Consider the following 24,591-nt stretch of genomic DNA (forward strand, 5'->3'; position numbering starts at 1 on the left):
GGCCGTTACCTCGTTGGTGGTACTGGAATGTTCAGCGGGTTGATATAGTATCGGCCAAACTTTACCGGGAAATTCACCATGAAAGATGCTTGTGCCAGTGCCGGGTTAATGCCCCTCGACGATGCACTGAAACAACTGCTGGCGGCGCTGACGCCGCTGCAAGCCAGCGAAAGTGTGGCGATCAGTCAGGCCGATGGCCGTATTGTGGCGCAAACCATTACCAGCGAGCTGAATATTCCTCCCGCCGATAACTCGGCGATGGATGGTTATGCGTTACGGGCAGAAGATGGTCGTGCGGGGAATGAGCTGCGGCTGGTCGGGCAGTCCTTCGCCGGTCATCCTTATAGCGCTGTGGTGCAGCCGGGGGAGTGTGTCCGTATCATGACCGGCGGTCAGCTGCCCGCCGGAGCGGACTGTGTGTGTATGCAGGAAAATGTCAGCGTTGACGGTGATCTCATCCGTTTAACGCAGGCGGTTAAAGCGGGCTCTAATGTGCGTTATGCCGGAGAAGACATTAGCCGTGGTGCGCTGGTGTTTGAAGCCGGCCGGCGTTTGCGGGCGGCGGATATCGGTTTGTTATCCAGCCTCGGAATTGCCGATGTACGGGTAAAAAAACGCATTCGTGTGGCGTTAATTTCGACCGGTGATGAATTAAAAAAACCGGGCGAGGTGTTGCAGCCCGGACAGTTTTACGAAAGTAATGGTTACACGCTGGCGGCGTTATTAACCCGCTTTGGTGCTGAGGTACTGGAGTTCGGTATTGTTGCTGATGACCTGCAACAACTGACGCAGGTGTTTACTCAGGCTGACCAGCAGGCCGATGTGGTGATTACTTCCGGTGGTGTATCGGTTGGTGAAGCGGATTTTGTAAAAACCGTACTGCAGTCGCTGGGGAAAATTGCCTTCTGGAAACTGGCGATTAAACCCGGAAAACCCTTCGCTTTTGGTTTATTGGCCAACAGTTATTTTATAGGCCTGCCGGGCAACCCGGTCTCGGCACTGGTGACTATGCATCAGCTGGGCCTGCCGATGCTGAGTAAAATACAGGGTGAAAACGCCCGTGTACCCTTACGCCTGAGCGCCAGCGCCGGTTGTGATATCCGTAAAGCGCCGGGGCGGACGGATTTTCAGCGCGGTATTTATCACACGACGGATGATGGCCGGTTACAGGTGGTGACCACCGGTTCCCAGGGCTCCGGGGTATTAACCTCAATGAACCGCGCCAACTGTTACATTATTCTCGAACAAATGCGCGGTTCTGTGGCTGCTGGTGAGTCAGTGACCATTGAACCGTTTGACGGCTATATTGGCTGATCCTGTTGCAGTTGCCGGGTAACCGCAAGGCCCAGGCGTTTCGCCAGCCGGGTTAAATTCGCCCGGTCGGTTTGCAGCTGACGGGCACTGGCTGCCCAGTTGTGGTTATTTTGCTGCAGTGTCTGAATAATTAAACGGCGCTGAAAATCTTCGGTCGCCAGTTTCAGGCTGGTGTGTGTGTCGGCAGTCGCCAGCTTGCCGCTGGTTGCATCTGTCTCCTGAATGGGGCTGCGGTCCGTCGGCTGGCTGCTGTGTAACTCGCCGATGTCACTGCGGCCAATCACAATGATGGCCTGATGTTGGCGGCTGCGGGCACGTAATGCCGCACGGCTGATGCAATGCTCCAGTTCACGCACATTGCCGGGCCAGTCGTATTGCTGCAGCCAGGGCATCACATCGCTGGCAAATTTAATTTGCTGCAAGCCCAGTTTGCGGCGCATTAATTCGAGGAAAAAACCGGCCAGTAATATCACATCCCGGCCACGCTGACGCAGCGCCGGCACATGCAGCGGATACACGCTGAGACGGTGGTATAAATCACTGCGGAAATTGCCGTTATCACACTCCTGTTGCAGGTCGCGGTTCGTCGCCGCAATAATCCGTACATCCACCTGCTGTGACTGATCCTGGCCAACCGGCTGAATTTCCTGGTTCTGTAACGCGCGCAATAATTTACTCTGCACCGCCAGTGGTAATTCGCCAATTTCATCGAGAAATAAACTGCCACCATCAGCCATCATAAATTTACCGGAACGACTCTGACTGGCTCCGGTAAAAGCCCCTTTAACATGGCCAAAGAGTTCACTTTCGATCAGATTTTCCGGCAACGCGGCGCAATTAACATACACCAGCGGGCCGTTACTCCGGCCAGACTGATGATGAATGGTGCGCGCCACCAGCTCTTTACCCACGCCGGTTTCACCCTGAATTAACGCGGTAAACCCGGAGCTGGCAACAATCTGAATTTCCTGTTTCAGGCGTTGCATCAGCGCGCTGTCGCCGATCAGTTCACCACCGTCTTTGGTTAATGCTTCCTGGGTTAATTCTTCCACCACCGCCCGGGCATGGCTGGCATGTTGCTGCAGGGATTCCAGTGTCAGAGCATTTTTCAGCGCTGCGGCGGACATGGCACTGATGATCTCCAGCGTACGCTCAGGAATATCATCAAACTGACCCGGGGTCAGACTGTCGAGTGTCAGTACACCGATTAACCGTTGCTGATCACGCAGTGGCAGTCCCATGCAGGAATGCACCGGCAAATCCCCTTCCAGCGCCAGCAATAAGCCATCGTAAGGGTCGGGCAGCGGGCTGGAGGCGGCAAAACGCACCGGACTCTGCGACTGACAAATCTGCTGAAAACGCGGGTGCTCGGCAATGCCGAAACGCCGTCCCAGGGTGTCGCTGCTCAGCCCCTGTAAGGCCAGTGGTTTTAAATAATCGCCCTGCACACTGAGCAATACCACGGCATCACTGCGAATCGCTTTACGGATATGGGCCAGCAGACGGCTGAAACGATCGTCACTGGTGAGGCTGTGGCTGAGATCAAGCGCCAGCTCCAGCAGGGCATTAACAGAGATAGGGCTCATAACGGACTTCCGGGGTTTTTTGAATTTATAACACGATTGAGTCAAAAGGACATGTTTTCTGGTGAGTCAAATTGACATCTTTTAAGGCTTTTAAAATCTAAGTTATTGAAAAATAAAAAGAAAAATATCTGGCACGGGCTTCGCTATAGCAGAGTGATATCAAACTGACCGGATGGGGTAGCGTATGATTTCTCAGTTTCACCTGGCGGGTCCACGCCCACAGATCAGCAATGCGGACGGGATTCATCGTCTGCTGGTGCTGGGCAACTGGGGCATGTTGCTGGGGGCGGTGTTCACTCTGCTATCGGTCTGGCTCAGCTATGGTCTGAGTCAGTGGTTACCGCTGTCGTTACAGATTGTGGCGCATATCAGCACCCTGATATTTGCCACCGCCATCAAGTTTGGCTACATCCTGCGCTGTTTTGCGCTGAATCGTTTTGCTGGTTTTAACCAGGAGCAGTCATTATGAGAGCGGTGATTCAGTCTTGCTTACAGCAACCGTTATTAGAGCTGGCATTCCGGCCATTTTTTTTGCTGGCGGCGGCATTATCGGTCATGGCGTTATTGGCCTGGGCCGCTGTGCTGAACGGCATCACCGGCTGGCAACCCGCTTTGTTAAGTCCGCTGCTTTGGCACATTCATGAGATGTTGTTTGGTTTTGCCTTAACCGTGGCCTGCGCTTTTTTATTGACCGCGGTTCAGACCTGGACCGGCCAGCGCAGCATGCACGGCGCGATGTTGCTTGTCCTGATTATTGTCTGGCTGGTTATCCGTTTTTTAGTCTGGCAACCCTGGTGGGGATTCAGTCCGCTGTTATTCACGCTAGTGATGACGCTGCAGTTGAGCTGGTGGGCGCTGATGATCGGTTTTTTCGGCTGGTTATTGTGGCGTAGCGGCAGTCGCCGCAATTATCAGTTTATCGTTATGTTGCTGATGATTGCCGCATTACATCTTGTTTTTCTGGCGCTGGCTCAGGGCGATTATTTAAATCAGGCGCTGCATCTGAGCCATAGTGTACTGATGTTTTTCAGCGTGATGATCAGCGTGATTGCCGGGCGGGTGATTCCGATGTTTACCCGCAACGGCTGCCGCATGGCGGGCATCTCTGCCAGGGTAGAAGAAACCCCGGCTATTAATCGCGCGTTAATGCTGTTGTTACCACCCACTGCAGTGTGTTTTTTATGCAGTTACTGGTGGCCGCTGAACACGCTGACGGCAGTGCTGTTGTTTGTGGTGGGTGGGCTGCATCTGTTACGCAATATGTATTGGGCGCCACTGGCAACCTTAACGCAGCCGTTGTTGTGGTCGCTGCAGCTGTCTTATTTCTGCCTGGGACTTTCCTTCGTCATGCTGGGGGTAAGTTTAATCAGTGATGTTTTGCCATTCAGCAGTGCCTTGCACCTGCTTACGCTGGGAACACTGGGGGGCATGATTCTCGCCATGATCAGCCGGGTATCGCTGGGTCATACCGGCCGGCCGCTGCAGGTCAGTAACTGGATTCGTGCTGCTTTTTTACTGATTTTCTGTGCTGCCGCATTTCGTCTGATTTTACCGTTAGCCGGCTATGCCTTAAGCGGCTGGAATCTGGCCGTCGTCTGCTGGTGCCTGGCTTTTTCTCTGTTTCTTTACCGGTATTTCCCGGTGTTGAGCCGTGCCTGAACGGGCACATTTTATTGTTTTAATCAGGATTTATTATGTTATCCCAACGACACACAGATATTGTTAAAAGCACGGTGCCACTGTTGGAGGAGGCTGGCCCGGCCGTTACCGATCATTTTTACCGGCGGATGTTCAGTCACAACCCGGAACTGAAACATATCTTTAATCAGAGTAATCAACACTCCGGACGGCAACAGTTTGCACTTTTTTCAGCCATCGCGGCTTATGCCAAGCACCTGGATACTCCGCAAGTATTGGCAGAGATGGTGGATCGTATTGCTAACAAACACACCAGTCTGAATATTCGCAGCGAACATTACCCGATTGTTGGCCAGCATTTAATTGCCACACTGCAGGAGCTGTTACCAGAGCAGTTTACTGCTGAGGTGCAGCAGGCCTGGGAGCTGGCCTACCAGCAACTGGCGGATATTTTTATCCGTCGGGAAGGCGAAATTTATTTGGCCAGTTCCTCGTCAGCCGGGGGCTGGTCCGGAGGACGGGAGTTTGTTCTGACAGCCAAACGACCGGAGTCTGAACTGGTCAGCAGTTTTGTTTTTGTTCCGCAGGACCGCGGCGCAGTGGCCGCTTATAAGCCCGGACAATATATTGGTATTGAGGTTCAGCCCGAGGGCTGTGAATTCCGCCAGATACGGCAATATTCTTTGTCGTCAGCGGCGTTAGCCGGGCAATATCAGATATCGGTAAAGCGGGAAATGAATGGCCGGCCGGGTGTGGTATCGAATTATTTACACGATGATTTAGCCGTTGGTGACCGGGTTGTACTGTACCCGCCGGTTGGTGATTTTTATCTGCACCCCGGTGAGCAACCGCTGGTGCTGATTTCAGCCGGAGTAGGTGTAACACCGATGCAGGCGATACTGGAGCATGTCTGTCAGCAGCAGCCTGGCCGTGAGGTACATTTTTTACATGCCTGTGAAAATCCGCAGCAGCACAGTTTCGCTGCGCGGCAACACAATATTAAAAAAGACATGAATCTCAGCCTGCATTATTGGTACCGGCAGCCGGTAACACAGGAACAGCCAGAAGGATCCTGTTACAGCGGCTTGATGGACATCGCTGAGGTTGCTGATTTACCCCGCCAGCAGGGTGAGTTTTATATCTGTGGGCCAGTGCCGTTTATGAGTGTTATACGGCAGCAGTTATTGGCTGCCGGGGTAACCGCTGAGCGGATTCATTACGAAGTTTTTGGTCCTCATCAGGGGTTATAACACGCTGCTGGGCCACGGATGGCCTGTTAATGCCCAGGTGTGTTGGTTAATCCGGATTTTTGCTGCGGCTGGCCGGAAACTGATGGTTTTTAAATAACAGGCTTTCCAGTAATGCGTATAAAAATACCGCGCCCAGAGTACCACTCAGGGTCAGCACCAGTCGCAGCAGGGTGGCGGGTAAGGGAGCGTTATTGGTTAATGCACCCACCATCAGTGCCAGCATGACCGAGATGCTGTACTGATACACCATAGGAGGATGACGGCCGTGGTACATGTGATTGGCAAGCCATAAAATGGCCAGGAACGTGCTGCCCAGCAAAATAAAAAAATGACCAACAAAACCAATAATGGCAAGAATCAGCAATGCCATAAGCCCGCCGAGCAGGGTAGCAAAGCTGCGCTCTTTGGCTTCTTCAAACTGATGTTCTTTACAGGGAAAAACCAGGGTGAAAATCGCTGCGATAGCGAGAGTCATATTTTGCCTGTCCAGCACGGTATAAAGCCATAACAATAACAACAATAAAACCGCCGCCCGTAACATGGCCCGCTCCAGCTGCTGGCCATAAGGGTCCGGCTGATACACCTCTTTCAGTGGTGTTGTCGCCCGGCTGGGAAAAATACCATACAGCACGGGTATCAGTATCATCGCGGTGATTGCACCTTCGATAAAACCGTTATGGATGATCATTAACGCGGCAGCGGATTTGGCCCCCATCACCGACATTAATACCACTGAGATCAGGATCAGCATGCCAACCGGATTGCCGGATTTCAGCGTCAGGTAATACGCCAGGCTGCTGATAAAAAACACCACCAGAGTGGTAATTAATGGCATGACATACAGCCATGAAATCAGCCAGTAAAAAAAACTGCTGGCGATGATCAGAAACAGCGGACCAGCAATCGCCTTTTTCAGGTCAAATGCTTTGCGCATCCCAGCCATCAGACCGATGGTCAGTGCCGGTATCAGCATTGGCATGGATGACTGAATTAAAAACGCGATCAGTAACGCCAGGCTGCCGGCACAGGCTAAACGAATGGCAAAATACGGATCGTCATTAACCTTTGGCCGTGGAGCAATAAACATGAGCTGGCCGGTTAATACAGGTAAGAAAACATGGATTTAAACCAGAACAAAACGGCGGATAACCAGGCCACCGGATTGGATTCTCCGCTGGCATAAATCAGGGCGCTGACTTTACCTCCGGCTTTGGCCTGCTGTGGCCAGTTATCCAGCCCGCCGTCCAGTTCGATATGCAGCGGAATTTTCCGCGCCGGTTCAAACCACTGGTTAGCGGCCTGATTCTGTTGCAGGCCGTTGGCGCTGGCCCGTCCCGGATCGATGCCCCAGGCTATGGCCTTGACCACGCCGTGATACACCTTCCCGGGAACCGCATCAAAGCTGATGGCGGCGCTGTCGCCGATGTCAATATTGCCGAGCTGGTTTTCGCGCAGGTCAATTGAAATCCAGGCGCCGCGGGAGTCGATAAAGGTCAGTGCCGGATTACCCGGCGCTACATACTGGCCGATTGCCAGGCTGAGGTTGGTAATCACCCCTTGTGTAGGGGCTTTGGCAGTGGTGTATTCAAGATTGAGCTGAGCTTGTTCCAGTGCGATCCGGGCGGCCTGAACTTCGAGATTGGTTTCATCGCTGGCCCCCAGAGCCAGAAGTGAGCTTTCCAGTGCGGCTTTGGCTTTTTCGTAGGTAGCCTGCGCACTTTTCAGCCGTGCTCGGGCATTGTCGGCTTCAGCAGAGGACAATAAATTGCGCTTTGCCAGCGCCAGCGCACGATTGCTGGATGCCCGGGTATTTTCCAGATTGATCCGCGCTTCGTTGACACTCGCCTGGGACGATAAGATGGAAGCGGCACTGGCGCGGGTACTTTTAATAGCACTGGCAAGCTGATTCCCGGCCTGACGCACCGCCAGCTGGTAATTGCGGTTGTCGATGGTAAACAGTGGCTGGCCGGGTTGTACTATATCGCCATCGGCGACCAGCACCTGGGTGACCTGGCCGGCCACCAGCGGAGACAACTGGGTGACATAAGCTTTCACTGCGCCGCGTGATGATGACGGAGCCAGGCGGTCGGTGAGAACATGCCAGAACAATAATACCGCCAGTAGCATCAGAATCAGGCCCGATAATTTTCGGGCACTGAGGTTGGCATTTTTTTCTGTACTGGCATTCATAAACGTTTCCTCAATTAACCTTGCTGCTTGCCTGATCATGGACCGGGCCATTAATACACACGCCGTTTTTACCGCTGCGTTTTACCCGATACATGGCATCGTCGGCCCGGCGTAATAAATCGCTCAGATCGCAGCGGACCAGGCTGGCATTGCAGGCGCCTATGCTGGCCTGAACACTGACGCTGGCGTGGCTATGCGGTAATTGCAGATCGTGTGGTTGTGCAATTTGCTGGCCGAGTTGTTCGCACAAACTGAGTAGTTCATGGTGGTTGCGGTGACGTGCTAACACGACAAATTCATCACCGCCCAGGCGGGCACAGACATCCCCCTCCGCAACGGCGTGGGTCAGCTGTTTTGCCACCTGCTGTAATAACTGGTCTCCGGCTTCGTGACCATGGGTGTCGTTGACCGGTTTAAAGCCGTCCAGGTCGATTAAAATTGCCGCCACAGAACCACTTGTATTTTCACCCTGTTGCATCAGGCTGAAGTGTTGCCGTAAACCACTGCGGTTTAATAACCCGGTTAACGGGTCGTGTGTGACCAGGTGTTCAAGCCGCGCCTTGGCTTCCAGCAGTTCTTCGGTACGCTGGATTACCCGTTGTTCGAGTGTGCGTTCCTGTTGCCGCAGAGTGCTGACGAGCGCCTGTTGTGCCTGTTCCTTTTCCATTTTCATGCGGTTGAAGCGGGCACCCAGAGCAAAAGATAATAACAACATCTCAAGCGCGGAGCCGATTTGCATGCTGTAGACCGTCAATATATTCGACGGTAATAAACCGGCATTACGAATGGATAATAAGGAGGTGCCGACCAGCAATAACCACCAGGCGGTCACAAAAATACCGGCAGCGTGGACACGATAGCGCATCGCGGCAATACCGGCCGCCAGTAACGAAACCGTGGTTATTAATCCTGCCAGCCCCATGATTTTTAACGCCAGCTGGGCGGGCACTAACAGGGTGGCCAGGGTGGCGCCACAGAGTAATACGGCAATGCCACTGAGGAACAGGTGCCAGCGCAACGATACCTGCTGCAGCTGTAAAAAACTGCGGGCAAACAAGACGCCCAGCATGGTGGCTAAGGTGTAAAACGTCGGCACCACAAAGTCGGCTGCTGCTTTGGCTTCCGGCCACAATAACAGCGGGGCAATGCCATTCATGCTGCTGGCTGCCAGGCCAAAGGATAATTCAAACAAGGAATATAATAAGAAACTGGGTTGCCGTATGGAGGTCCATAACAACAGGTTATAGAGCCCGAGAGCCAGCAGAATGCCAAAATATAACGCCTGAAAAAATAACTGCTGGCGGCTTTTCAGGTGTGACTCGCTTTCGCTGCGGATATGAAAACTCAGTGCCAGAGAGGCGTGGGTCTGAGCGCGCAGATAAAGCGTGATGTGTTCGCCATCGGCCAGTTGCAGCGGAAAGCGTGGCGTACGTGCCGCAATCGGCCAGTGCTGCATGGCGATATGGCGCCCGGCGCGGTAAGCCTGCTGCTCGCCCTGGGCATTCACGACATACAGCTGAATGTCATCCAGATAGCTGTAGTCCATTTCCAGCAACCAGCGCTGAATATCGGCCTGACCCTGTAATGACAGGCGTAACCATACCGCACCCGGGGTATAGCCCAGATTCAGGCCAGGTAATTCACTGGCCGGGCGGAAGTTGGCCTGCGCCAACACGCTGGCCAGCGACTGATTACCCTGAGGATCGCGCCAATAACTCAGATAAGGCAGCAGTTCAGTCTGGCTGAGACCGCTGTGCAGCAGCAAGGCGTCGTTACCGGGTTGGGCGTTGTTGCCGGGTTGGGCGTCGTTGTCGGGGTCTGGCCAGGCCGTGTCGTCGGGCTGTGCGATACTGGTCTGGGCGCTGCACCAGAGGCATAACAGTAACCCCAGAGCGGTGGTATAACGGTGGTTAAACAGGGGAAATCTGGACACGCGGGCAATCCGTTGGTTAAAGATATTATTATGCGCTGGGAGCTATATAAATGATGTCTGACCTAAGTGTAGCCTGTTGCCGTGTCATTCGCTCGTAACGCCTGCCTGATGAGCTGTTATACTGATGCAGAAGTTTCCTAATGAGCAGCGGAATCGGCGAATGAAGAGTGAAGATGAAGTCAGAAGTTCTCCGGCTAATCCGTTGCTGCTGGTGTATGTGGTTATCGCTTTATGTTGCCTGAGCCTGCTGGCGTTTCATTTATATTCTGAGCTGAATCACAGTCGTTCTGAGCAGGTGCTGTTGCTGCAATCGCAACTGAAAAGTGCCAAAAAAAGCAGCCGCAATGCGATTAAATGGCGACTGAACGATGTCTCTTATTTTCATCGCCTGTTTAACACCCTGATGTCACCCGATGGCGACAGCGCCCGGGAGCAACAATTATTATCGATGCTGACCGCCTTCAATCAGAGCCGCGAGGTGTATTTTCAGCTGCGCTGGCTGGACGCCACTGGCCGTGAGCAATTGCGCATCGATAAAAACGGTGACCATTATCGCCGTTTGGCAGATGCAGAGCTACAGGATAAGTCGGAGCGTGGCTATTTTGTTCAGGCGATGCGACTGCCACCGGGCACACCGTTTATTTCCGCGCTGGATCTGAATGTCGAACACGGCGAAGTCGAGCTGCCACACCGGCCAACGATTCGTGTTGGTGTGCGGGTTGCTGATCGGGCGGGTAATGATCGTGGGCTGCTGATACTGAACTACGATGCCAGCGACTTGTTGCAGCGTTTTATGCAACAGCAGAACCCATTCTGGCTGACCAATGCAGAAGGTTACTGGATGCATGGGGCTGATGAGCCACTGTTGTGGGGGCATTCGCTGCAACGGCCGGAGATCACCATGGCGGTTCGTTATCCTTTGGCCTGGCAGCAAATCCGCAATCAACAGCAGGGCGTGTTCACCACCGCTGAGGGCGTCTGGGTGTTTGATACTCTGTTTGATTACGGCGCCGACGGATTAATGAAGCACCCGCATTTTGAGGGCGTTGAGCCGCTGGACGCTGCGGCCTACCCATGGAAAATGATCGGTTTTATTTCCACTGAACAGTTGCAGCAAATGCGTCAGGCGTTGTTATTTAATAACCTGAGTTTGCTGGTGGTGGTGGCGCTGGTGTTACTGCTGTTTGGCTTTTTTTTGTCGTATTATTTGCGGGAATATCAGAGCCGCCAGATCGCCGAACGCGCCCGTGAGCGGCTGGAACAGGAGGTGGCGCGGCGCACGCTGGAACTGGATGAACTGAATCAGGAACTGGCGCGCCAGGTCCGGGCTGATCCGTTAACCGGACTGGCCAACCGGCGGGCATTTGAGGAACAGTTCCTGGCGGAATTTCTGCGTACTAAACGCAGCGCCCAGACCTTCAGCCTGATGCTGATCGACGTTGATAATTTTAAGCAGATCAATGATGAATACGGCCATGAGACGGGGGATGAAATATTACGCCACATCGCCGATATATTGCAGGATAGCGTGCGCAGTACCGACTGCGTCGCCCGCTGGGGTGGCGAAGAATTTGTGGTGATGTTGCCGGATACCGGCCATCAGGCTACTTATGTGGCAGAAAAAATCCGCAGCCGCATTGAGCAGTATCAGTTTCCGGCGGTCGGCCAGGTGACCGTCAGCATCGGTGTCAGTTGTGGTCAGCCTGATACCGAGGAGCGTGGTCATATTTTCAGTGCTGCCGACGAAGCTATGTACAGCGCCAAAAAATCCGGCAAAAATCAGGTTGTTTATAAGGAGTAAAAACTTGCCTAAGGTGATTCCATGAGTGAACTGGCCAACCCGGCTGCAACTCTGATTCATATCATCCAGTCAGCGGCACAGGCCGAATCGGGCCTGGAACAGATGCAACAGATCGTCGATAACATCTGCGACACGCTGCAGATGGATGTCTGCAGCTTATATTTACGCCAGCGGGACGACAGTTTTTTATTACTCGCCAGCCGCGGTCTGAAACAGCTCCATCCGGTGATGATTCCGCCGGGCCAGGGGCTGGTCGGCCAGGTGCTGAACAATAAACAACCGTTATTAATTACCGAACCGCAACAACATCCGGCATTTTTTCATGTCAGCGATTCTGATGAAGAGCAGTTCCACAGCTTTGCCGGTATGCCGCTGATCTATCGTGGTGTGGTTAAAGGGGTGCTGGTGGTGCAACGGCTGAATACAGAATTGCCGGATGCCGCACAGCAGGCGTTGTTATCAACGCTGGCTATTCATCTGGCGCTGATTATTAACAGTGGCCAGTTTTCATTACCCAGCGTGGCGCTGGAGCAGAAAAATGTGGTGCACCAGGGCATCAGTGGTGCCCAGGGGCTGGCCATTGGTAAAGCCCGGCTGGCACAGCAGGCCCGGCTGGCGGATGTCAGCCGCAAAGAGCAGCAGGACAGCGACACGGAGGAAATGCGCTGGCAGCTGTTAAAACAGCGCACCATGAGCGAGCTGGAACAGGAAAAACACACCATCCGTGAACAGATGGGTGAAGGTCTGGCTGCGGTTATTGATGCCTATCAGCTGATGTTGCTCGATCCGGGGTTTGAGACGATGTTAACCCAGGAAATCCGTCAGGGGGCGGAGCTGTCCTGGGCGTTGCGTAAAACCATCGAGTTTTTTTCCGAGCAGTTTCGTGCACTGCCCGATCCGTATCTGCAGGCCCGGGCGGAAGACGTGTGCCACCTGGGGGAGAAGCTGTATCAGGTATTGCAGGGCGAGTCGCTGCAGCACCCCGACAGTGACAATCAGGAGCCTCTGGTATTGGTGGGGGAGCACATCAGTGTGTCCGACATTGCCAATCTGGCGGCTCAGGAACTGGCGGCAATTGTCTGTTTTGAAGGAGCCGCGTTATCGCATATTGCGGTGTTTGCCAATGCGCTGGGGATTCCGGCCATTATGGGGGTTGGCCGCTTAGCGCTGAATAACGGCGATTTGCTGGTGGTGGACGGTGACAACGGTGAAGTTGTCACCAGTGTGGGGAAAAACCTGCTGCGTGAATACCGCCGTCTGATTCGTGAGCGCCAGCAAACCGATGCCCGGCTGGTGGCAGAGAGCAAACAACCGTGTGTCAGTCTCGATGGCCAGGCCGTGGCACTGTTAGCCAACTCCGGTTTGCAGGCCGATGCTGAACCCGGGTTGCGGTATGGCGCAGAAGGTATTGGTTTATTCCGCACCGAAGTGCCGTTTATGGTTCGTGCCAGTTTGCCATCGGAACAGGAGCAGGCTGATATTTATGCGGCGGTGCTGCGCCAGTATCAGGGAAAACCTGTGTATATGCGGACGCTGGATATTGGTTCAGATAAACCGTTACCGTATTTACCCGCAGTACAGGAAGAGAATCCGGCACTGGGGTTACGTGGGGTACGTTACACGCTGGATAACCCGGCGCTATTAACTATTCAGCTGCGTGCCATGTTGCGTGCGGCGGACGGCAATGATCAGCTGCGCTTATTGTTACCTATGATCGGCTCGAGTGGCCAGCTGGACGAATGCCTGCAGTTACTGGATGACGCGTTACAGGCATTACGTCAGGAAGGTCTGACGGTGGTGCGGCCACAGGTCGGCATTATGGTGGAAGTGCCCAGCGCGATTGCACTGTTGCCTAAGTGGCGCGATAAAATCGATTTTATTTCGGTGGGGACCAACGACCTGAGTCAGTATCTGCTGGCGATTGATCGTAATAACTCGCTGGTCAGTCGCTGGTACGATGCTTTACACCCGGCAGTCTTGCTGGAGCTGCAGCGGATTGTCAGCATTGCGGCAGCGGCTGAGCTGCCGGTGAGTGTTTGTGGTGAGCTGGCAGCCGACCCTCAGGCGGTGGTGTTATTACTGGGTATGGGCATTCGTCAGTTATCCATGAGTGCTGCCAAGATTCCGGCGATTAAATACCTGATTCGCCATCTGACGGTGGCGCAGTGTCAGCAGTTATTTGAGCAGGCCTGTGAACTGGATGACGCGACGGCCATCCGTGCCTTGTTGCAGGCGTTTATCGATCAGCAGATGGCTGTGGGCCAATAACGGCGGCCGCCGTTACAGGCCGCTATCGTTCAGGGGCGGAGATCGTCCTTGCTGTTGATCGGAATCACTTTGACGATGGCACCCAACATCGGGTGATCGATATAGTGCAGCTCGTTACTGCGCATACGCCGGCTTTGCCGGACCTGTCCGGAGCGCAGCGGCACCCGTTGCAGCTCACCATCGGACATTTCCGTGCCGCTGAGTTGTGCGCGGTAATCGTTTTTGGGTTGGCCGGAAGCCGGTAAGGTCAGGCTGTTCAGCGCGTTCTCGGGCTGGTAATGCTGAATCACCAGGTCGCTGCTAAAGTGCAGATAACGGCTGACGTACAGCTGAATGGTGCCGCGTAGCTGAATATCGAGCTGATCCGACAGGCTGACATCAATCGGGTGTTTAATGGCTTTATCGGCTTCCTGAATCGGTTCGATCCAGGCCTGATGCCAGATTACCTGCATATCATCACGGTAATTGATGCGTTTCGCTTTTTCTGTCAGTTGCAGGGTTTCCAGATTGGTTAACGGTGGTGGGAAACTGGCTACCGGCAGATCCGAAAAACCAAATTCCGCCCACATCTTCTCTTCGTAGTTACTGTCGCCACTGAACCACCAGTCGTAACTGGACTGTTGTTGTTTGTATGCCTGATACAACGCCAGTTGTGGCGGTTCGGCGGTCATGGCGTCGGCCCATAACTCGTGGTCGATCATTTCCTCATTCTGGTAGGCCACCAACATCACTTCCACCCGGTACCAGGTGGTGGCATCAGCGCTGCTGCTCAGTAACAACAAGAATGGCAGTACGGCACGGCGGCTAAGTGCCGTGGACAAGCGCGAAATCAGACTCACTGGTTGGGGTCCTTTTGTAGTTGGGTTATCACTTGTTCGATGACCGTAAAGCGTTGATCTATGCTGCGCATATTAAAGAAGAAACGCAGGGTATGGCCACCTTCGAGTTTATAACTGGCGGGCTGGGTTTGCACCAGTTTCACCAGGGTAAACGGATCGATACAGGTTTCAGCGGCAAATTCAATACGACCGGCTTCGTCAGCGGCGTCCAGTTTGGCGATTCCCAGCGGTGTCAGTTTCAGTTTCAGCCCGGTCTGGCGGAACAGATTTTTGACGGCGTCCGGCAATAAACCAAAGCGATCAATCATTTCAATCTGCAGGTCGCGTAACTGGGCTTCATCACGGGCACTGGCAATGCGTTTGTATAACGTCAGGCGGCTGTTCACGTCGGGCAAATAATCCGCCGGAATTAATGCCGGCACGTGGAGATTAACCTCTGTTCCCTGATTTATTATCAGATCATCACCCGGTTGTTTACCGGATTTTATCGCATTAACGGCCTGCTCCAGCATTTCCATATATAAGGTGAAACCGATGGTTTCGATCTGGCCGCTTTGTTCGTCGCCTAATAATTCCCCGGCCCCGCGGATTTCCAGATCGTGGGTCGCCAGCATAAATCCGGCCCCCAGATCCTGGGCGGCTGAAATAGCATCCAGGCGTTTTTCGGCGTCTTTCGTCAGGGTTTTCGGCGGTGGTGTTAATAAATAGGCATAGGCCTGGTGGTGGGAACGGCCAACACGACCACGTAACTGATGCAGCTGCGCCAGGCCAAATTTATCGGCCCGTTCGATAATCATGGTATTGGCCGATGGAATATCGATACCGGTTTCAACGATGGTGGTACATACCAGCACGTTAGCGCGTTTATGGTAGAAGTCGCTCATCACGGCTTCCAGTTCGCGTTCAGTCATCTGACCGTGGGCAAAGGCGACCCGTGCTTCCGGGATTTTCTCGGTCAGTTCACGTGCGACTTTTTCAATGCTTTTCACTTCGTTGTGCAGGTAATACACCTGACCACCACGCAGGATTTCGCGCAAAATGGCTTCTTTAATCGTGGCGTCGTCGTGCTGGCGGACAAAGGTTTTAACGCTCAGCCGTTTAGCCGGTGGTGTGGCAATAATGGATAAATCACGAATACTGGCCATTGCCATGTTCAGCGTTCGTGGAATTGGTGTGGCGGTTAAGGTAAGAATATCGACGTTAGCCCGTAACGATTTAATCCGTTCTTTCTGGGTGACACCGAAGCGATGTTCTTCATCGATGATTAATAACCCGAGCTGATCAAATTTAACGTCTTTTTGCAGCAGTTTATGAGTACCAACCACAATATCGGTTTTACCTTCAAGCATTTTGTCCAGTGAAGCCTGGGTTTCTTTAGCGGATTTAAACCGCGATAACACGTCGACTTTGACCGGCCATTCGGCAAAACGGTCGGCAAAGTTCTGATAATGTTGTTGTGCCAGCAGGGTGGTCGGCACCAGTACGGCTACCTGTTTGCCGCTCTGCACCGCCAGGAAGGCCGCGCGCATCGCCACTTCGGTTTTACCAAAACCCACATCACCACAAACCAGCCGGTCCATCGGCTGCTTGGCGGTCATATCGGCAATGACGGCTTCAATAGCGGCTTGCTGGTCCGGGGTTTCCTCAAATGGGAAGCCGGCGGCAAAGCGCTGGTAATCGTCGTCGGGCTGATCGAAGGCAAACCCTTTGCGGGCTTCCCGGCGGGCATAAATATCCAGCAGTTCAGCGGCGGTGTCGCGGATTTTTTCGGCCGCTTTGCGTTTCGCCGCGGCCCATTTTTCGCTGCCGAGTTTATTCAGCGGAGCTGTGCTTTCGTCACCGCCGCCATAGCGGGAAATTAATTGCAGCGATGATACCGGAACATACAGTTTGGAGCCGGTGGCGTATTCCAGCATTAAAAATTCATTGGTCTGGCCGCCAGCTTCCAGTGTTTCCAGGCCTAAATACCGGCCCACGCCATGATCCAGATGCACCACCGGGGAGCCGGGTTGTAATTCGGACAGATCGCGGATCATTAAATCCGGATCGGAGGTTTTTTTATTGCGTCGCCGGCGTTGCTGGATACGCTGACCGAACAACTCATTTTCGGTAATGATGGCCAGCTGGTCCTGCAGCAGCAGAGTACCGCGTTCCAGTGGGCCAACAATAATGGCGCAGCTGTCCTGTGAGCTGCTGAACTCATCCCAGTGATCAATTTCCCGGGGGCGTGCATCAATGCGGCGTAACAGATCTTTTAATGCTTCGCGGCGGCCGGCGGATTCGGCGCAGAACAACACCCGCAACCGATTGCTTTGTTGCTGGTTGTTTTGTTCGTCCAGCCAATGCTGCAGTCGTTGTGATGGCTGCTCAAGCCGGGAATCTACCGAGATGTCCGGTAATTGTGCGCTGGCGTAAGCGGTAGCGCCGGCGCGGTCGGGCAGGTTCTTATCATGCCACTGAATACGCGGGTATTCGTTAAGGCGGCTGAAGAGCTGATCGGCTGCCAGAAATAAGTGGCCGGGAGCAACGATCGGGCGCTGAATATCGTAACGCCGGCTGTCATAACGTTGTTCCACGTCGTTGCGGAAATGTTCGGTGGATGCTTCCAGTTCACTGTCGTGAATCACCAGAGTGTTTCGCGGCAGGTGATCAAAAAAGCTGCCCAGTTCATCATCAAAAAACAGCGGCAGATAATATTCGATACCGGCCGGTGCAATACCATCGGCAATGTCGTTATAAATCGGACATTGTTTGCCGTCCTGCTCAAAAAAGTCGTACCAGCGGCTTTTAAAGGTGCGGATGGCGTTGCTGTTCAGCGGGAATTCGCGTGCCGGCAGGATCCGGATGGAATCGACTTTATCAACGGTGCGCTGACTGTCGGGTTCAAAGGTCCGCAGGGTTTCGATTTCGTCGTCGAATAATTCGATCCGGAACGGAGTTTCCTGACCCATCGGGAAAATATCGACAATCGCTCCGCGCACGGCAAATTCGCCGTGTTCATAGACGGTATCGACACAGTGGTAACCGGCGGCTTCGAGTTTTATCCGGGTGGCGTCAACGTTAAAAGCCATCCCGACATCCAGCGCAAAACTCTGCCCCTGATAAAAACTGGCTGGTGGTAAACGGTGCAGCAGGGTGCTCAGAGGCAGAATCAGCACCGCTTGTTTTAACTGATCCAGCTGGCTGAGCGTGGCAATACGCTGCGAAATAATGTCCTGATGCGGAGAAAACACGTCATAGGGCAGAATTTCCCAGTCGGGGAAATGTAACACCGGTAACTGGCGGGCAAAAAAGCGCAGCTCTTCTTCCAGCCGTAAGGCGCTGTTCGGATCGGTGGTTACCACCAGTGTCAGCCCCTGTTGCTGGCTGGCTGCGCTGGCGATGGCCAGTGCCTGGCTGGCACCGTGGAGCTCCCCCCAGAAGCGGCGTTCGGCGGCTTTGCCCGGGCAATCCGGGAGAAGTGGGCTGACCATGTACAGGCTCCGTAATACTGGCTGAAAACAGCGCGCTAGTGTAGCGAATCAGGCCGTGAAAGTTGAGAGTAAAGTCACAGATGCAAGAGGCCGGCAGAGAATTCCTGCTGGGTTATAATGATGTTTTTTCTGCAACCGCCGAAGGGGGCTGAGATGAGCCGGATAATTCCGGATTTGGACGAAAACAGTATCCGTGAGTTTATACGTGACGCGCAACTGCCACTGGTTATTGATTTCTGGGCTGACTGGTGTGTTCCCTGTCAGCAGTTGGCAGCTGAATTTCAGCAGGCAGCTGCGCAGCTGGCCGGAAAAGTGCTGTTCGCTAAGGTTAACACCCAGCAGGCACCGACGCTGGGACAGGCATATGGACTGCGTTCGATCCCGACGCTGATCGTCTTTTATCGTGGTCAGGAGCTGACGCGAAAAACCGGGGTGCTCAGTGCTGCGGCGCTGCAGGCCTGGCTGCAGCAGGTGATGCTGGCCGCTGAGGGCGAGTGATAGCAGGCAGGGGATTGTTGTTTGCCGGGTTGTGCAGTCAGGAAAGGTGTCATACCTGACTTTGTTATGAGAAACCGGTCAGACATAACAAAAAAGCCCGCTCAGTAGATACTGAGCGGGCTTTCGTAATAAGTGGTAGCTATGACTGGACTTGAACCAGTGACCCCAGCATTATGAATGCTGTGCTCTAACCAGCTGAGCTACATAGCCACTTCATACCTGAGCTGTAAGGAAATGACCTTGCCGTCTCAAGTGGCGCGTATTATGCCACGATCTTTCCCTCTGTCAACACCTTTTTTCTGATGTTTTTCAATAAGTTAAACCGAGAAGGATTCACCGCAGCCACACAGGTCTTTGGCATTGGGGTTGTTGAACTTGATGGTCGAGTTCAGCCCTTCTTTACTGAAGTCGATTTCGGTGCCTTTTACAAAGCTGGCGGCGTCGGCGGCGATAAACAGGGTAACGTCGTCAGCCAGTTGCAGGGCGATATCGCCGTCCTGAGCGGCGCTAACGAATTCGATATCGTATTTAAAGCCCGAGCAGCCACTTTTCTTTACCCCTAAGCGGATACCGGCCATCGCGGTGTTTTTCGCCAGTTGTTTGCGTACATGCTGCAATGCCGCTTCCGTCATGCTGACCTGTGGGGCTGGCATAGTATTACTGGCGGCGCTGGGATCGAAGGTTTCAATTGTCATCGGTAATATCTCCTTCTTCCTTACAATAAGAACATTTTGGCTTTTTCCAAGCCGCGGAACAATGTGTCTACTTCGTCCAGAGTGTTGTAGAAAGTAAACGAGGCACGCACGGTACCGGGGATGGCGTACTGATCCATAATCGGCATCGCGCAGTGGTGGCCGGTGCGTACTGCAATGCCTTGCTGGTCGAGCAGGGTGCCGACATCGGCCGGGTGAGCGCCGTCCAGCAGGAAGCTGAACACACTGGCTTTATGGCGGGCCGTGCCAATCGGGCGAATGCCACCCAGTTGGTCCGCCAGCTCAACGGCGCGCGCCAGCAGGGCATCTTCATGAGCCGCTAACGCAATACGATCGAGGCCATTGAGGTAGTCGATCGCGGTTGCCAGGCCAATGGCTCCGGCAATATTCGGCGTGCCGGCTTCGAATTTGTACGGCAGGCCGTTGTAAGTGGTTTTGGCAAAGCTGACGTGTTCAATCATCTCACCACCGCCCTGGTGAGGGGGCATGGCATTGAGTAGCTCTTCTTTACCGTACAACACACCAATGCCGGTCGGGCCGAACAGTTTATGGCCGGAGAAAGCAAAGAAGTCGACATCCAGAGCCTGGACATCGATATCCCAGTGTGCCACCGACTGAGCGCCGTCAATCAGTACCCTGGCGCCCACCGCATGGGCCTGGGCTGTGATATCGGCCACCGGGTTAATGGTGCCTAAGGCATTGGATACATGCACCACCGCAACCAGTTTTACCCGGTCGTTCAGGTGTTCGGCAAAGGCGTCCATATCCAGTTCACCGGCTGCCGAGACCGGTACCGGGATCAGCTCGGCGCCGGTTTGTTCACACAACATCTGCCACGGCACGATGTTGGCGTGGTGTTCCATAGTGGTGACCAGAATCTGATCGCCGGACTGCAGGTTCTGACGCCCCCAGGTGGCGGCGACGATATTGATGGCTTCTGTCGTGCCGCGGGTCCAGACAATTTCTTCCGCTTTGGCGGCGTTTAAAAACGTCTGTACGGTTTTACGCGCGTCTTCAAACTGTTGTGTCGCGCGGTCGCTCAGGGTGTGGGCGCCACGGTGGACATTGGAATTGTTACAAGAGTAAAACTCGCTGATGGCATCAAGCACGGCATTGGGTTTATGCGTGGTGGCGCCATTGTCGAGGTACACCAGCGGCTTGCCGTTTACTTGCTGATGAAGTGCCGGGAAGTCGTTGCGAATCTGGTTAATCAGGTCGGTCATTCTTTTTACCTGTCTCTCTTTAGCGCATCAAATCAGCGCATTAAGCAATATGGCGAGCCAGCGACTGGTCGCGGCCAAAACGGTGTGCCAGTACCGGGCGCAGGTAGTTGGCGATCGCTTCGTCTGGCAGGGCTTCCAGCAATTCATTAATAAAACCAAAACTCAGCATAACTTCGGCTTCATTTTTGCTGATGCCGCGGCTCTGCATATAAAACAGCGCTTTTTCTTCCAGTTGAGCGACGGTGGCACCGTGGGCACACTGGACGTCGTCGGCATAAATTTCCAGTTCGGGCTTGGTATTCACTTCAGCACTGTTGGTCAGCAACAGGTTTTTGTTGCTCATCTGGGCCAGGGTTTTCTGGGCGTCCGGATGAATATGAATACGGCCGTTAAATACCGCTTTGGCGCTGTCGTTCATGATGCCGCGGAACACTTCGTTGGAGGTGCAGTGTGCCACTTTATGTTCGATGCAGGTGTGGAAGTCGACCAGCTGTTTGTTTTGCGGCACATAAACACCGCTCATTTCCACATGTGAGCCACCCGCGTTGTGGTTCACCACCACATCGTTACGCGTCAGCTTGCTGCCCAGACCTAAATGGAACGAATGGTACTGAGCATCGCGCGCCAGATCGACATGAGTCGCGCCTATATGTAACGCATCCTGCTGGGCCATATTCAGGCGGTAATGCTGCAGCCGGGCGTTGGCACCAAGCGCAATTTCGCTAACCGCATTGGTAAAGCTGTTTTGTTCGCTGTCGGCTGAGCCGTAATGCTCTACCAGAGTGGCATTTGCCCCCTGTTCAATAACCACCAGTAAACGCGCATTAACCGTGAAGTTGTTGTCTTGCCGGGTGGTTAACCAGCTGATCTGAACGGCCTGTTGCGGTTGTTCATTTTTGCCAATGTGCAATAACACACCGTCGCTTAGCTGGGCGTTATTTAATTCGTTAAATAAATGACGATTCTGGCCAGCCATAATGGTGTCGAGCTTATCGGCGATCAGTGCCTGCTGTTCGCTGTTGGCCTGGCTGAACAGGGTGACGTTATTTAACGCTTCGTTGCTGGATAATTCTTTCGATAACTGACCGTTGACAAACACCAGGCGCTGACTGCCCAGTGCCGGAATGGTGGCGATATCATCCAGCCCGGCTGCGCTGTGGCTGCTGGCGGTGGCGCCATAACCACCTTCGGTCAGATGGCGCAGAGAAGTATATTTCCACGCTTCGGTTTTACGGTTCGGTATTTGTGCCTGTTGAAAGGCATCGCGACCGGCGTTATTTAATGCCGCGAATGGACCTTGTTCAACCGCCAGTGCCAGCTGCTGAGCCTGAAATTGTTCTGACATTTCCTGCTCCTTATTGTCCGGCTTCGCTTTCTAACCAGCCATAGCCTTTTTCTTCCAGCTCCAGCGCCAGCTCTTTACCACCGGACTTAACGATTTTGCCATCGGCCAGTACATGGACGTAATCCGGAACGATATAGTCGAGCAAACGCTGGTAGTGAGTGACCACAATAAAACTGCGGTTGTCATCACGCATGGCGTTTACGCCTTCTGCTACGACCTGCAGGGCATCGATATCCAGACCGGAGTCGGTTTCGTCGAGGATACACAGCTGAGGTTCCAGCAACATCATCTGCATTAATTCGTTACGCTTTTTTTCGCCGCCGGAGAAACCTTCATTAACGCCACGTTTGAGGAAGCTCTGATCGAGGTTTACCGCTTTGCATTTTTCCCGCGCCAGTTTTAAAAACTGAACGGAATCCAGCGCATCTTTACCCTGTTGTTCCCGTACGGCATCCACCGAGGCTTTTAAAAATTCCAGGTTGGAAACGCCCGGGATTTCTACCGGATACTGGAACGCCAGGAACAAACCTTCGCGGGCACGCTCTTCCGGGTCCAGCTCAAGAATATCTTTGCCATTCAGTTCAGCGCTGCCGCCGGTGACTTCATACCCTTCACGACCGGCTAACACATTACCCAGGGTACTTTTACCAGCACCGTTCGGGCCCATGATGGCGTGCACTTCACCGGGTTTGATTTCCAGGTTCAGGCCTTTGAGGATGTCTTTTTCTTCAACTTTGGCTTGCAGGTTTTTGATGCTGATCATGGCGTTTTCCAAAATTTTTGAATTCGTTTCGATAAGCGCCTGTAAGGCTTATCGGCAGGAGTCTGGGTTATTGTCTTCGGCGGGCCTTGGCGGCAGGGATGCCGCGAACGAGCCTACAGGGACGTATTTATGGCGTTCCGCAGAAGATAATGAGCCAGACTCCTCTTTGTTTGTTGTCTGTCGTTTCAGTGTTTATCTGATAGCGGCTGAGCTTTCTGGTAAATCAGCCCACCGAGCCTTCCAGCGATACTTCTAATAACTTGCCGGCTTCCACCGCAAATTCCATTGGCAGCTCTTTAAAGACCTCTTTACAGAAACCGTTCACAATCATAGAGACGGCTTTTTCAGTATCGATGCCACGCTGCTGACACAGGAACAGCTGGTCGTCGCTGACGGTTGACGTTGTTGCTTCATGTTCAACCACCGCAGACGGGTGCTTGCTCTCAATGTACGGGAAGGTATGAGCGCCACATTTATCACCAATTAACAGTGAATCGCATTGGGTAAAGTTGCGTGCGCCGGCAGCGTTGGGGCCCATACGCACCAGACCACGGTACGCATTCTGACTTTTGCCGGCAGAAATACCTTTGGAGATGATGGTGGACCGGGTGTTTTTGCCCAGGTGAATCATCTTGGTGCCGGTGTCGGCCTGCTGGAAATTATTGGTTAACGCCACCGAATAAAACTCACCAACGGCGTTATCACCTTTTAAAATACAGCTCGGGTATTTCCAGGTTACAGCAGAGCCGGTTTCTACCTGGGTCCAGGAGACTTTGGCGTTGGTATGGGCCACGGCCCGTTTGGTTACGAAGTTGTAAATGCCGCCTTTACCTTCAGCGTCACCGGGATACCAGTTCTGCACGGTAGAGTATTTAATTTCAGCGTCATCTAATGCAACCAGTTCAACTACTGCGGCGTGTAACTGGTTTTCGTCACGCATTGGTGCGGTACAGCCTTCCAGGTAAGAAACGTGAGAACCTTCATCGGCAACGATTAAAGTACGCTCAAACTGACCGGTTTTAGCTTCGTTGATGCGGAAATAGGTCGACAATTCCATCGGGCAGCGGACACCTTTGGGAATGTAGACAAAGGAGCCGTCGGAGAACACCGCTGAGTTCAGCGCCGCGTAAAAGTTGTCGCGTTGCGGAACGACAGTGCCGAGGTATTTTTTCACCAGCTCCGGATGTTCGTGTACGGCTTCTGACAGCGGCATAAAAATCACACCGGCTTCGGCCAGTTTTTCGCGGAAGGTGGTGGCGACGGAGACGGAGTCAAATACGGCATCAACGGCAACGCCCGCCAGGGCCATTTGCTCGTGCAATGGAATGCCCAGTTTTTCGTAGGTGCGCAGCAGTTCAGGGTCGACTTCGTCAAGCGATTTGGGTTTATCTTCCATGCTTTTGGGTGCGGAATAATACGATAACGCCTGAAAATCGGGTTTTTCGTATTCCACATGGGCCCAGTCGGGCTCGGCCATTTCCTGCCAGGCGCGAAACGCTTTCAGGCGCCATTCGGTCAGCCATTCCGGTTCGCCTTTTTTGGCGGAAATCCAACGGACTACGTCTTCATTGAGGCCCGGAGCAATGGTTTCGGACTCAATGTCGGTGATAAAACCAGCCTGGTATTCACGGTCGATGCGGTTGCCGATTTCGGCATCTTTACCGCTCAGCTCGATTTCTGCACTGCTCATAGCTGTGTCTCTTGGTTGGCGCCGGGCTTCCTGCTTAGCGTATGACCCAGTCCCGGGTCAGTGAATC

18 protein-coding genes and 1 tRNA gene are annotated in these 24,591 nt (G+C 53.5%); 7 read left to right on the top strand and 12 right to left on the bottom strand.

Translation table 11 applies throughout. The features are described from left to right. Positions 1 to 78 precede the first annotated feature (78 nt). Positions 79 to 1,314, top strand: coding sequence for a molybdopterin molybdotransferase MoeA (moeA, locus tag ACFOMG_RS04725; RefSeq protein ID WP_376865105.1), 1,236 nt, complete (start codon positions 79 to 81; stop codon positions 1,312 to 1,314). Here the strand turns inward: moeA and norR are convergent. Then, a complete protein-coding gene (gene norR, locus ACFOMG_RS04730) occupies positions 1,302 to 2,900 on the bottom strand; it encodes a nitric oxide reductase transcriptional regulator NorR (protein WP_376865106.1) in 1,599 nt (532 codons plus the stop codon). The genes moeA and norR overlap by 13 nt on opposite strands. Positions 2,901 to 3,084: 184 nt before the next feature. Here norR and ACFOMG_RS04735 point away from each other — a divergent pair, with 184 nt between their 5' ends. From ACFOMG_RS04735 to hmpA, 3 genes are read left to right on the top strand one after another with little or no spacing between them, the layout of a single operon-like run. After that, a complete protein-coding gene (locus ACFOMG_RS04735) occupies positions 3,085 to 3,369 on the top strand; it encodes a hypothetical protein (RefSeq protein ID WP_376865108.1) in 285 nt (94 codons plus the stop codon). Further along, positions 3,366 to 4,559 (top strand): NnrS family protein, encoded by a 1,194-nt coding sequence (locus ACFOMG_RS04740; RefSeq protein ID WP_376865109.1) that lies wholly within the window; start codon positions 3,366 to 3,368, stop codon positions 4,557 to 4,559. Before ACFOMG_RS04735 ends, ACFOMG_RS04740 begins: the two co-directional genes overlap by 4 nt. A gap of 35 nt (positions 4,560 to 4,594) precedes the next feature. Next, the gene (gene hmpA, locus ACFOMG_RS04745) at positions 4,595 to 5,788 is read left to right on the top strand and encodes an NO-inducible flavohemoprotein (protein WP_376865110.1); all 1,194 of its coding nucleotides are present in this window, start codon (positions 4,595 to 4,597) and stop codon (positions 5,786 to 5,788) included. Positions 5,789 to 5,834: 46 nt separating this feature from the next. Here the strand turns inward: hmpA and ACFOMG_RS04750 are convergent, their stop codons facing one another. From ACFOMG_RS04750 to ACFOMG_RS04760, 3 genes are read right to left on the bottom strand one after another with little or no spacing between them, the layout of a single operon-like run. Then, complete coding sequence (locus tag ACFOMG_RS04750) at positions 5,835 to 6,875, bottom strand: FUSC family protein (protein WP_376865111.1); 1,041 nt, start codon at positions 6,873 to 6,875, stop codon at positions 5,835 to 5,837. Positions 6,876 to 6,886: 11 nt separating this feature from the next. Next, positions 6,887 to 7,978, bottom strand: coding sequence for an HlyD family secretion protein (locus tag ACFOMG_RS04755; RefSeq protein WP_376865112.1), 1,092 nt, complete (start codon positions 7,976 to 7,978; stop codon positions 6,887 to 6,889). 10 nt (positions 7,979 to 7,988) lie between these two features. Continuing rightward, positions 7,989 to 9,911 (bottom strand): sensor domain-containing diguanylate cyclase, encoded by a 1,923-nt coding sequence (locus ACFOMG_RS04760; protein ID WP_376865113.1) that lies wholly within the window; start codon positions 9,909 to 9,911, stop codon positions 7,989 to 7,991. 160 nt (positions 9,912 to 10,071) lie between these two features. On the opposite strand from ACFOMG_RS04760, the gene ACFOMG_RS04765 reads away from it, so the two are divergent. Continuing rightward, a complete protein-coding gene (locus tag ACFOMG_RS04765) occupies positions 10,072 to 11,712 on the top strand; it encodes a GGDEF domain-containing protein (RefSeq protein ID WP_376865114.1) in 1,641 nt (546 codons plus the stop codon). Between the two features lie 21 nt (positions 11,713 to 11,733). After that, positions 11,734 to 13,980 (top strand): phosphoenolpyruvate--protein phosphotransferase, encoded by a 2,247-nt coding sequence (gene ptsP / locus ACFOMG_RS04770; protein ID WP_376865115.1) that lies wholly within the window; start codon positions 11,734 to 11,736, stop codon positions 13,978 to 13,980. Between the two features lie 29 nt (positions 13,981 to 14,009). Here ptsP and ACFOMG_RS04775 read toward each other — a convergent pair whose 3' ends face one another. Further along, positions 14,010 to 14,819 carry a CsiV family protein gene (locus ACFOMG_RS04775; protein ID WP_376865116.1) on the bottom strand — a complete coding sequence of 270 codons (810 nt, stop codon included), beginning with the start codon at positions 14,817 to 14,819 and terminating at the stop codon, positions 14,010 to 14,012. Then, positions 14,816 to 18,292 carry a transcription-repair coupling factor gene (mfd, locus tag ACFOMG_RS04780; protein WP_376865117.1) on the bottom strand — a complete coding sequence of 1,159 codons (3,477 nt, stop codon included), beginning with the start codon at positions 18,290 to 18,292 and terminating at the stop codon, positions 14,816 to 14,818. Before mfd ends, ACFOMG_RS04775 begins: the two co-directional genes overlap by 4 nt. 153 nt (positions 18,293 to 18,445) lie before the next feature. Between mfd and ACFOMG_RS04785 the strand changes: the two genes are divergently transcribed. Beyond that, complete coding sequence (locus tag ACFOMG_RS04785; protein WP_376865118.1) at positions 18,446 to 18,790, top strand: thioredoxin family protein; 345 nt, start codon at positions 18,446 to 18,448, stop codon at positions 18,788 to 18,790. Positions 18,791 to 18,923: 133 nt separating this feature from the next. On the opposite strand, the gene ACFOMG_RS04790 is transcribed toward ACFOMG_RS04785, so the two are convergent. The 6 genes from ACFOMG_RS04790 to sufB all read right to left on the bottom strand — a co-directional run bounded on the left by ACFOMG_RS04790 (position 18,924) and on the right by sufB (position 24,524). Continuing rightward, positions 18,924 to 19,000, bottom strand: a tRNA-Met gene (locus ACFOMG_RS04790). A gap of 107 nt (positions 19,001 to 19,107) precedes the next feature. Next, entirely contained in the window at positions 19,108 to 19,485 is a 378-nt protein-coding gene (locus ACFOMG_RS04795) for a HesB/IscA family protein (protein ID WP_376865120.1), read from the bottom strand. 20 nt (positions 19,486 to 19,505) lie between these two features. Beyond that, entirely contained in the window at positions 19,506 to 20,726 is a 1,221-nt protein-coding gene (locus tag ACFOMG_RS04800; protein WP_376865122.1) for a SufS family cysteine desulfurase, read from the bottom strand. Between the two features lie 40 nt (positions 20,727 to 20,766). Beyond that, on the bottom strand, positions 20,767 to 22,071 hold the full coding sequence (gene sufD, locus ACFOMG_RS04805) for a Fe-S cluster assembly protein SufD (protein WP_376865123.1): 1,305 nt from the start codon (positions 22,069 to 22,071) through the stop codon (positions 20,767 to 20,769). 10 nt (positions 22,072 to 22,081) lie between these two features. Then, the gene (sufC, locus tag ACFOMG_RS04810; RefSeq protein WP_376865124.1) at positions 22,082 to 22,834 is read right to left on the bottom strand and encodes a Fe-S cluster assembly ATPase SufC; all 753 of its coding nucleotides are present in this window, start codon (positions 22,832 to 22,834) and stop codon (positions 22,082 to 22,084) included. Between the two features lie 223 nt (positions 22,835 to 23,057). After that, positions 23,058 to 24,524 (bottom strand): Fe-S cluster assembly protein SufB, encoded by a 1,467-nt coding sequence (sufB, locus tag ACFOMG_RS04815; RefSeq protein WP_376865125.1) that lies wholly within the window; start codon positions 24,522 to 24,524, stop codon positions 23,058 to 23,060. Positions 24,525 to 24,591: the final 67 nt, after the last annotated feature.

This window comes from Bacterioplanoides pacificum (assembly GCF_042648445.1).
Lineage (GTDB): Bacteria > Pseudomonadota > Gammaproteobacteria > Pseudomonadales > Oceanobacteraceae > Bacterioplanoides > Bacterioplanoides pacificum.

Excerpts from the sequence above, each read along its gene's own strand:
- moeA (WP_376865105.1), top strand. The coding sequence starts at position 79 with ATGAAAGATGCTTGTGCCAGTGCCGGGTTAATGCCCCTCGACGATGCA.
- norR (WP_376865106.1), bottom strand. The coding sequence starts at position 2,900 with ATGAGCCCTATCTCTGTTAATGCCCTGCTGGAGCTGGCGCTTGATCTC.
- ACFOMG_RS04735 (WP_376865108.1), top strand. The coding sequence starts at position 3,085 with ATGATTTCTCAGTTTCACCTGGCGGGTCCACGCCCACAGATCAGCAAT.
- ACFOMG_RS04740 (WP_376865109.1), top strand. The coding sequence starts at position 3,366 with ATGAGAGCGGTGATTCAGTCTTGCTTACAGCAACCGTTATTAGAGCTG.
- hmpA (WP_376865110.1), top strand. The coding sequence starts at position 4,595 with ATGTTATCCCAACGACACACAGATATTGTTAAAAGCACGGTGCCACTG.
- ACFOMG_RS04750 (WP_376865111.1), bottom strand. The coding sequence starts at position 6,875 with ATGTTTATTGCTCCACGGCCAAAGGTTAATGACGATCCGTATTTTGCC.
- ACFOMG_RS04755 (WP_376865112.1), bottom strand. The coding sequence starts at position 7,978 with ATGAATGCCAGTACAGAAAAAAATGCCAACCTCAGTGCCCGAAAATTA.
- ACFOMG_RS04765 (WP_376865114.1), top strand. The coding sequence starts at position 10,072 with ATGAAGAGTGAAGATGAAGTCAGAAGTTCTCCGGCTAATCCGTTGCTG.
- ptsP (WP_376865115.1), top strand. The coding sequence starts at position 11,734 with ATGAGTGAACTGGCCAACCCGGCTGCAACTCTGATTCATATCATCCAG.
- mfd (WP_376865117.1), bottom strand. The coding sequence starts at position 18,292 with ATGGTCAGCCCACTTCTCCCGGATTGCCCGGGCAAAGCCGCCGAACGC.
- ACFOMG_RS04785 (WP_376865118.1), top strand. The coding sequence starts at position 18,446 with ATGAGCCGGATAATTCCGGATTTGGACGAAAACAGTATCCGTGAGTTT.
- ACFOMG_RS04795 (WP_376865120.1), bottom strand. The coding sequence starts at position 19,485 with ATGACAATTGAAACCTTCGATCCCAGCGCCGCCAGTAATACTATGCCA.
- ACFOMG_RS04800 (WP_376865122.1), bottom strand. The coding sequence starts at position 20,726 with ATGACCGACCTGATTAACCAGATTCGCAACGACTTCCCGGCACTTCAT.
- sufD (WP_376865123.1), bottom strand. The coding sequence starts at position 22,071 with ATGTCAGAACAATTTCAGGCTCAGCAGCTGGCACTGGCGGTTGAACAA.
- sufC (WP_376865124.1), bottom strand. The coding sequence starts at position 22,834 with ATGATCAGCATCAAAAACCTGCAAGCCAAAGTTGAAGAAAAAGACATC.
- sufB (WP_376865125.1), bottom strand. The coding sequence starts at position 24,524 with ATGAGCAGTGCAGAAATCGAGCTGAGCGGTAAAGATGCCGAAATCGGC.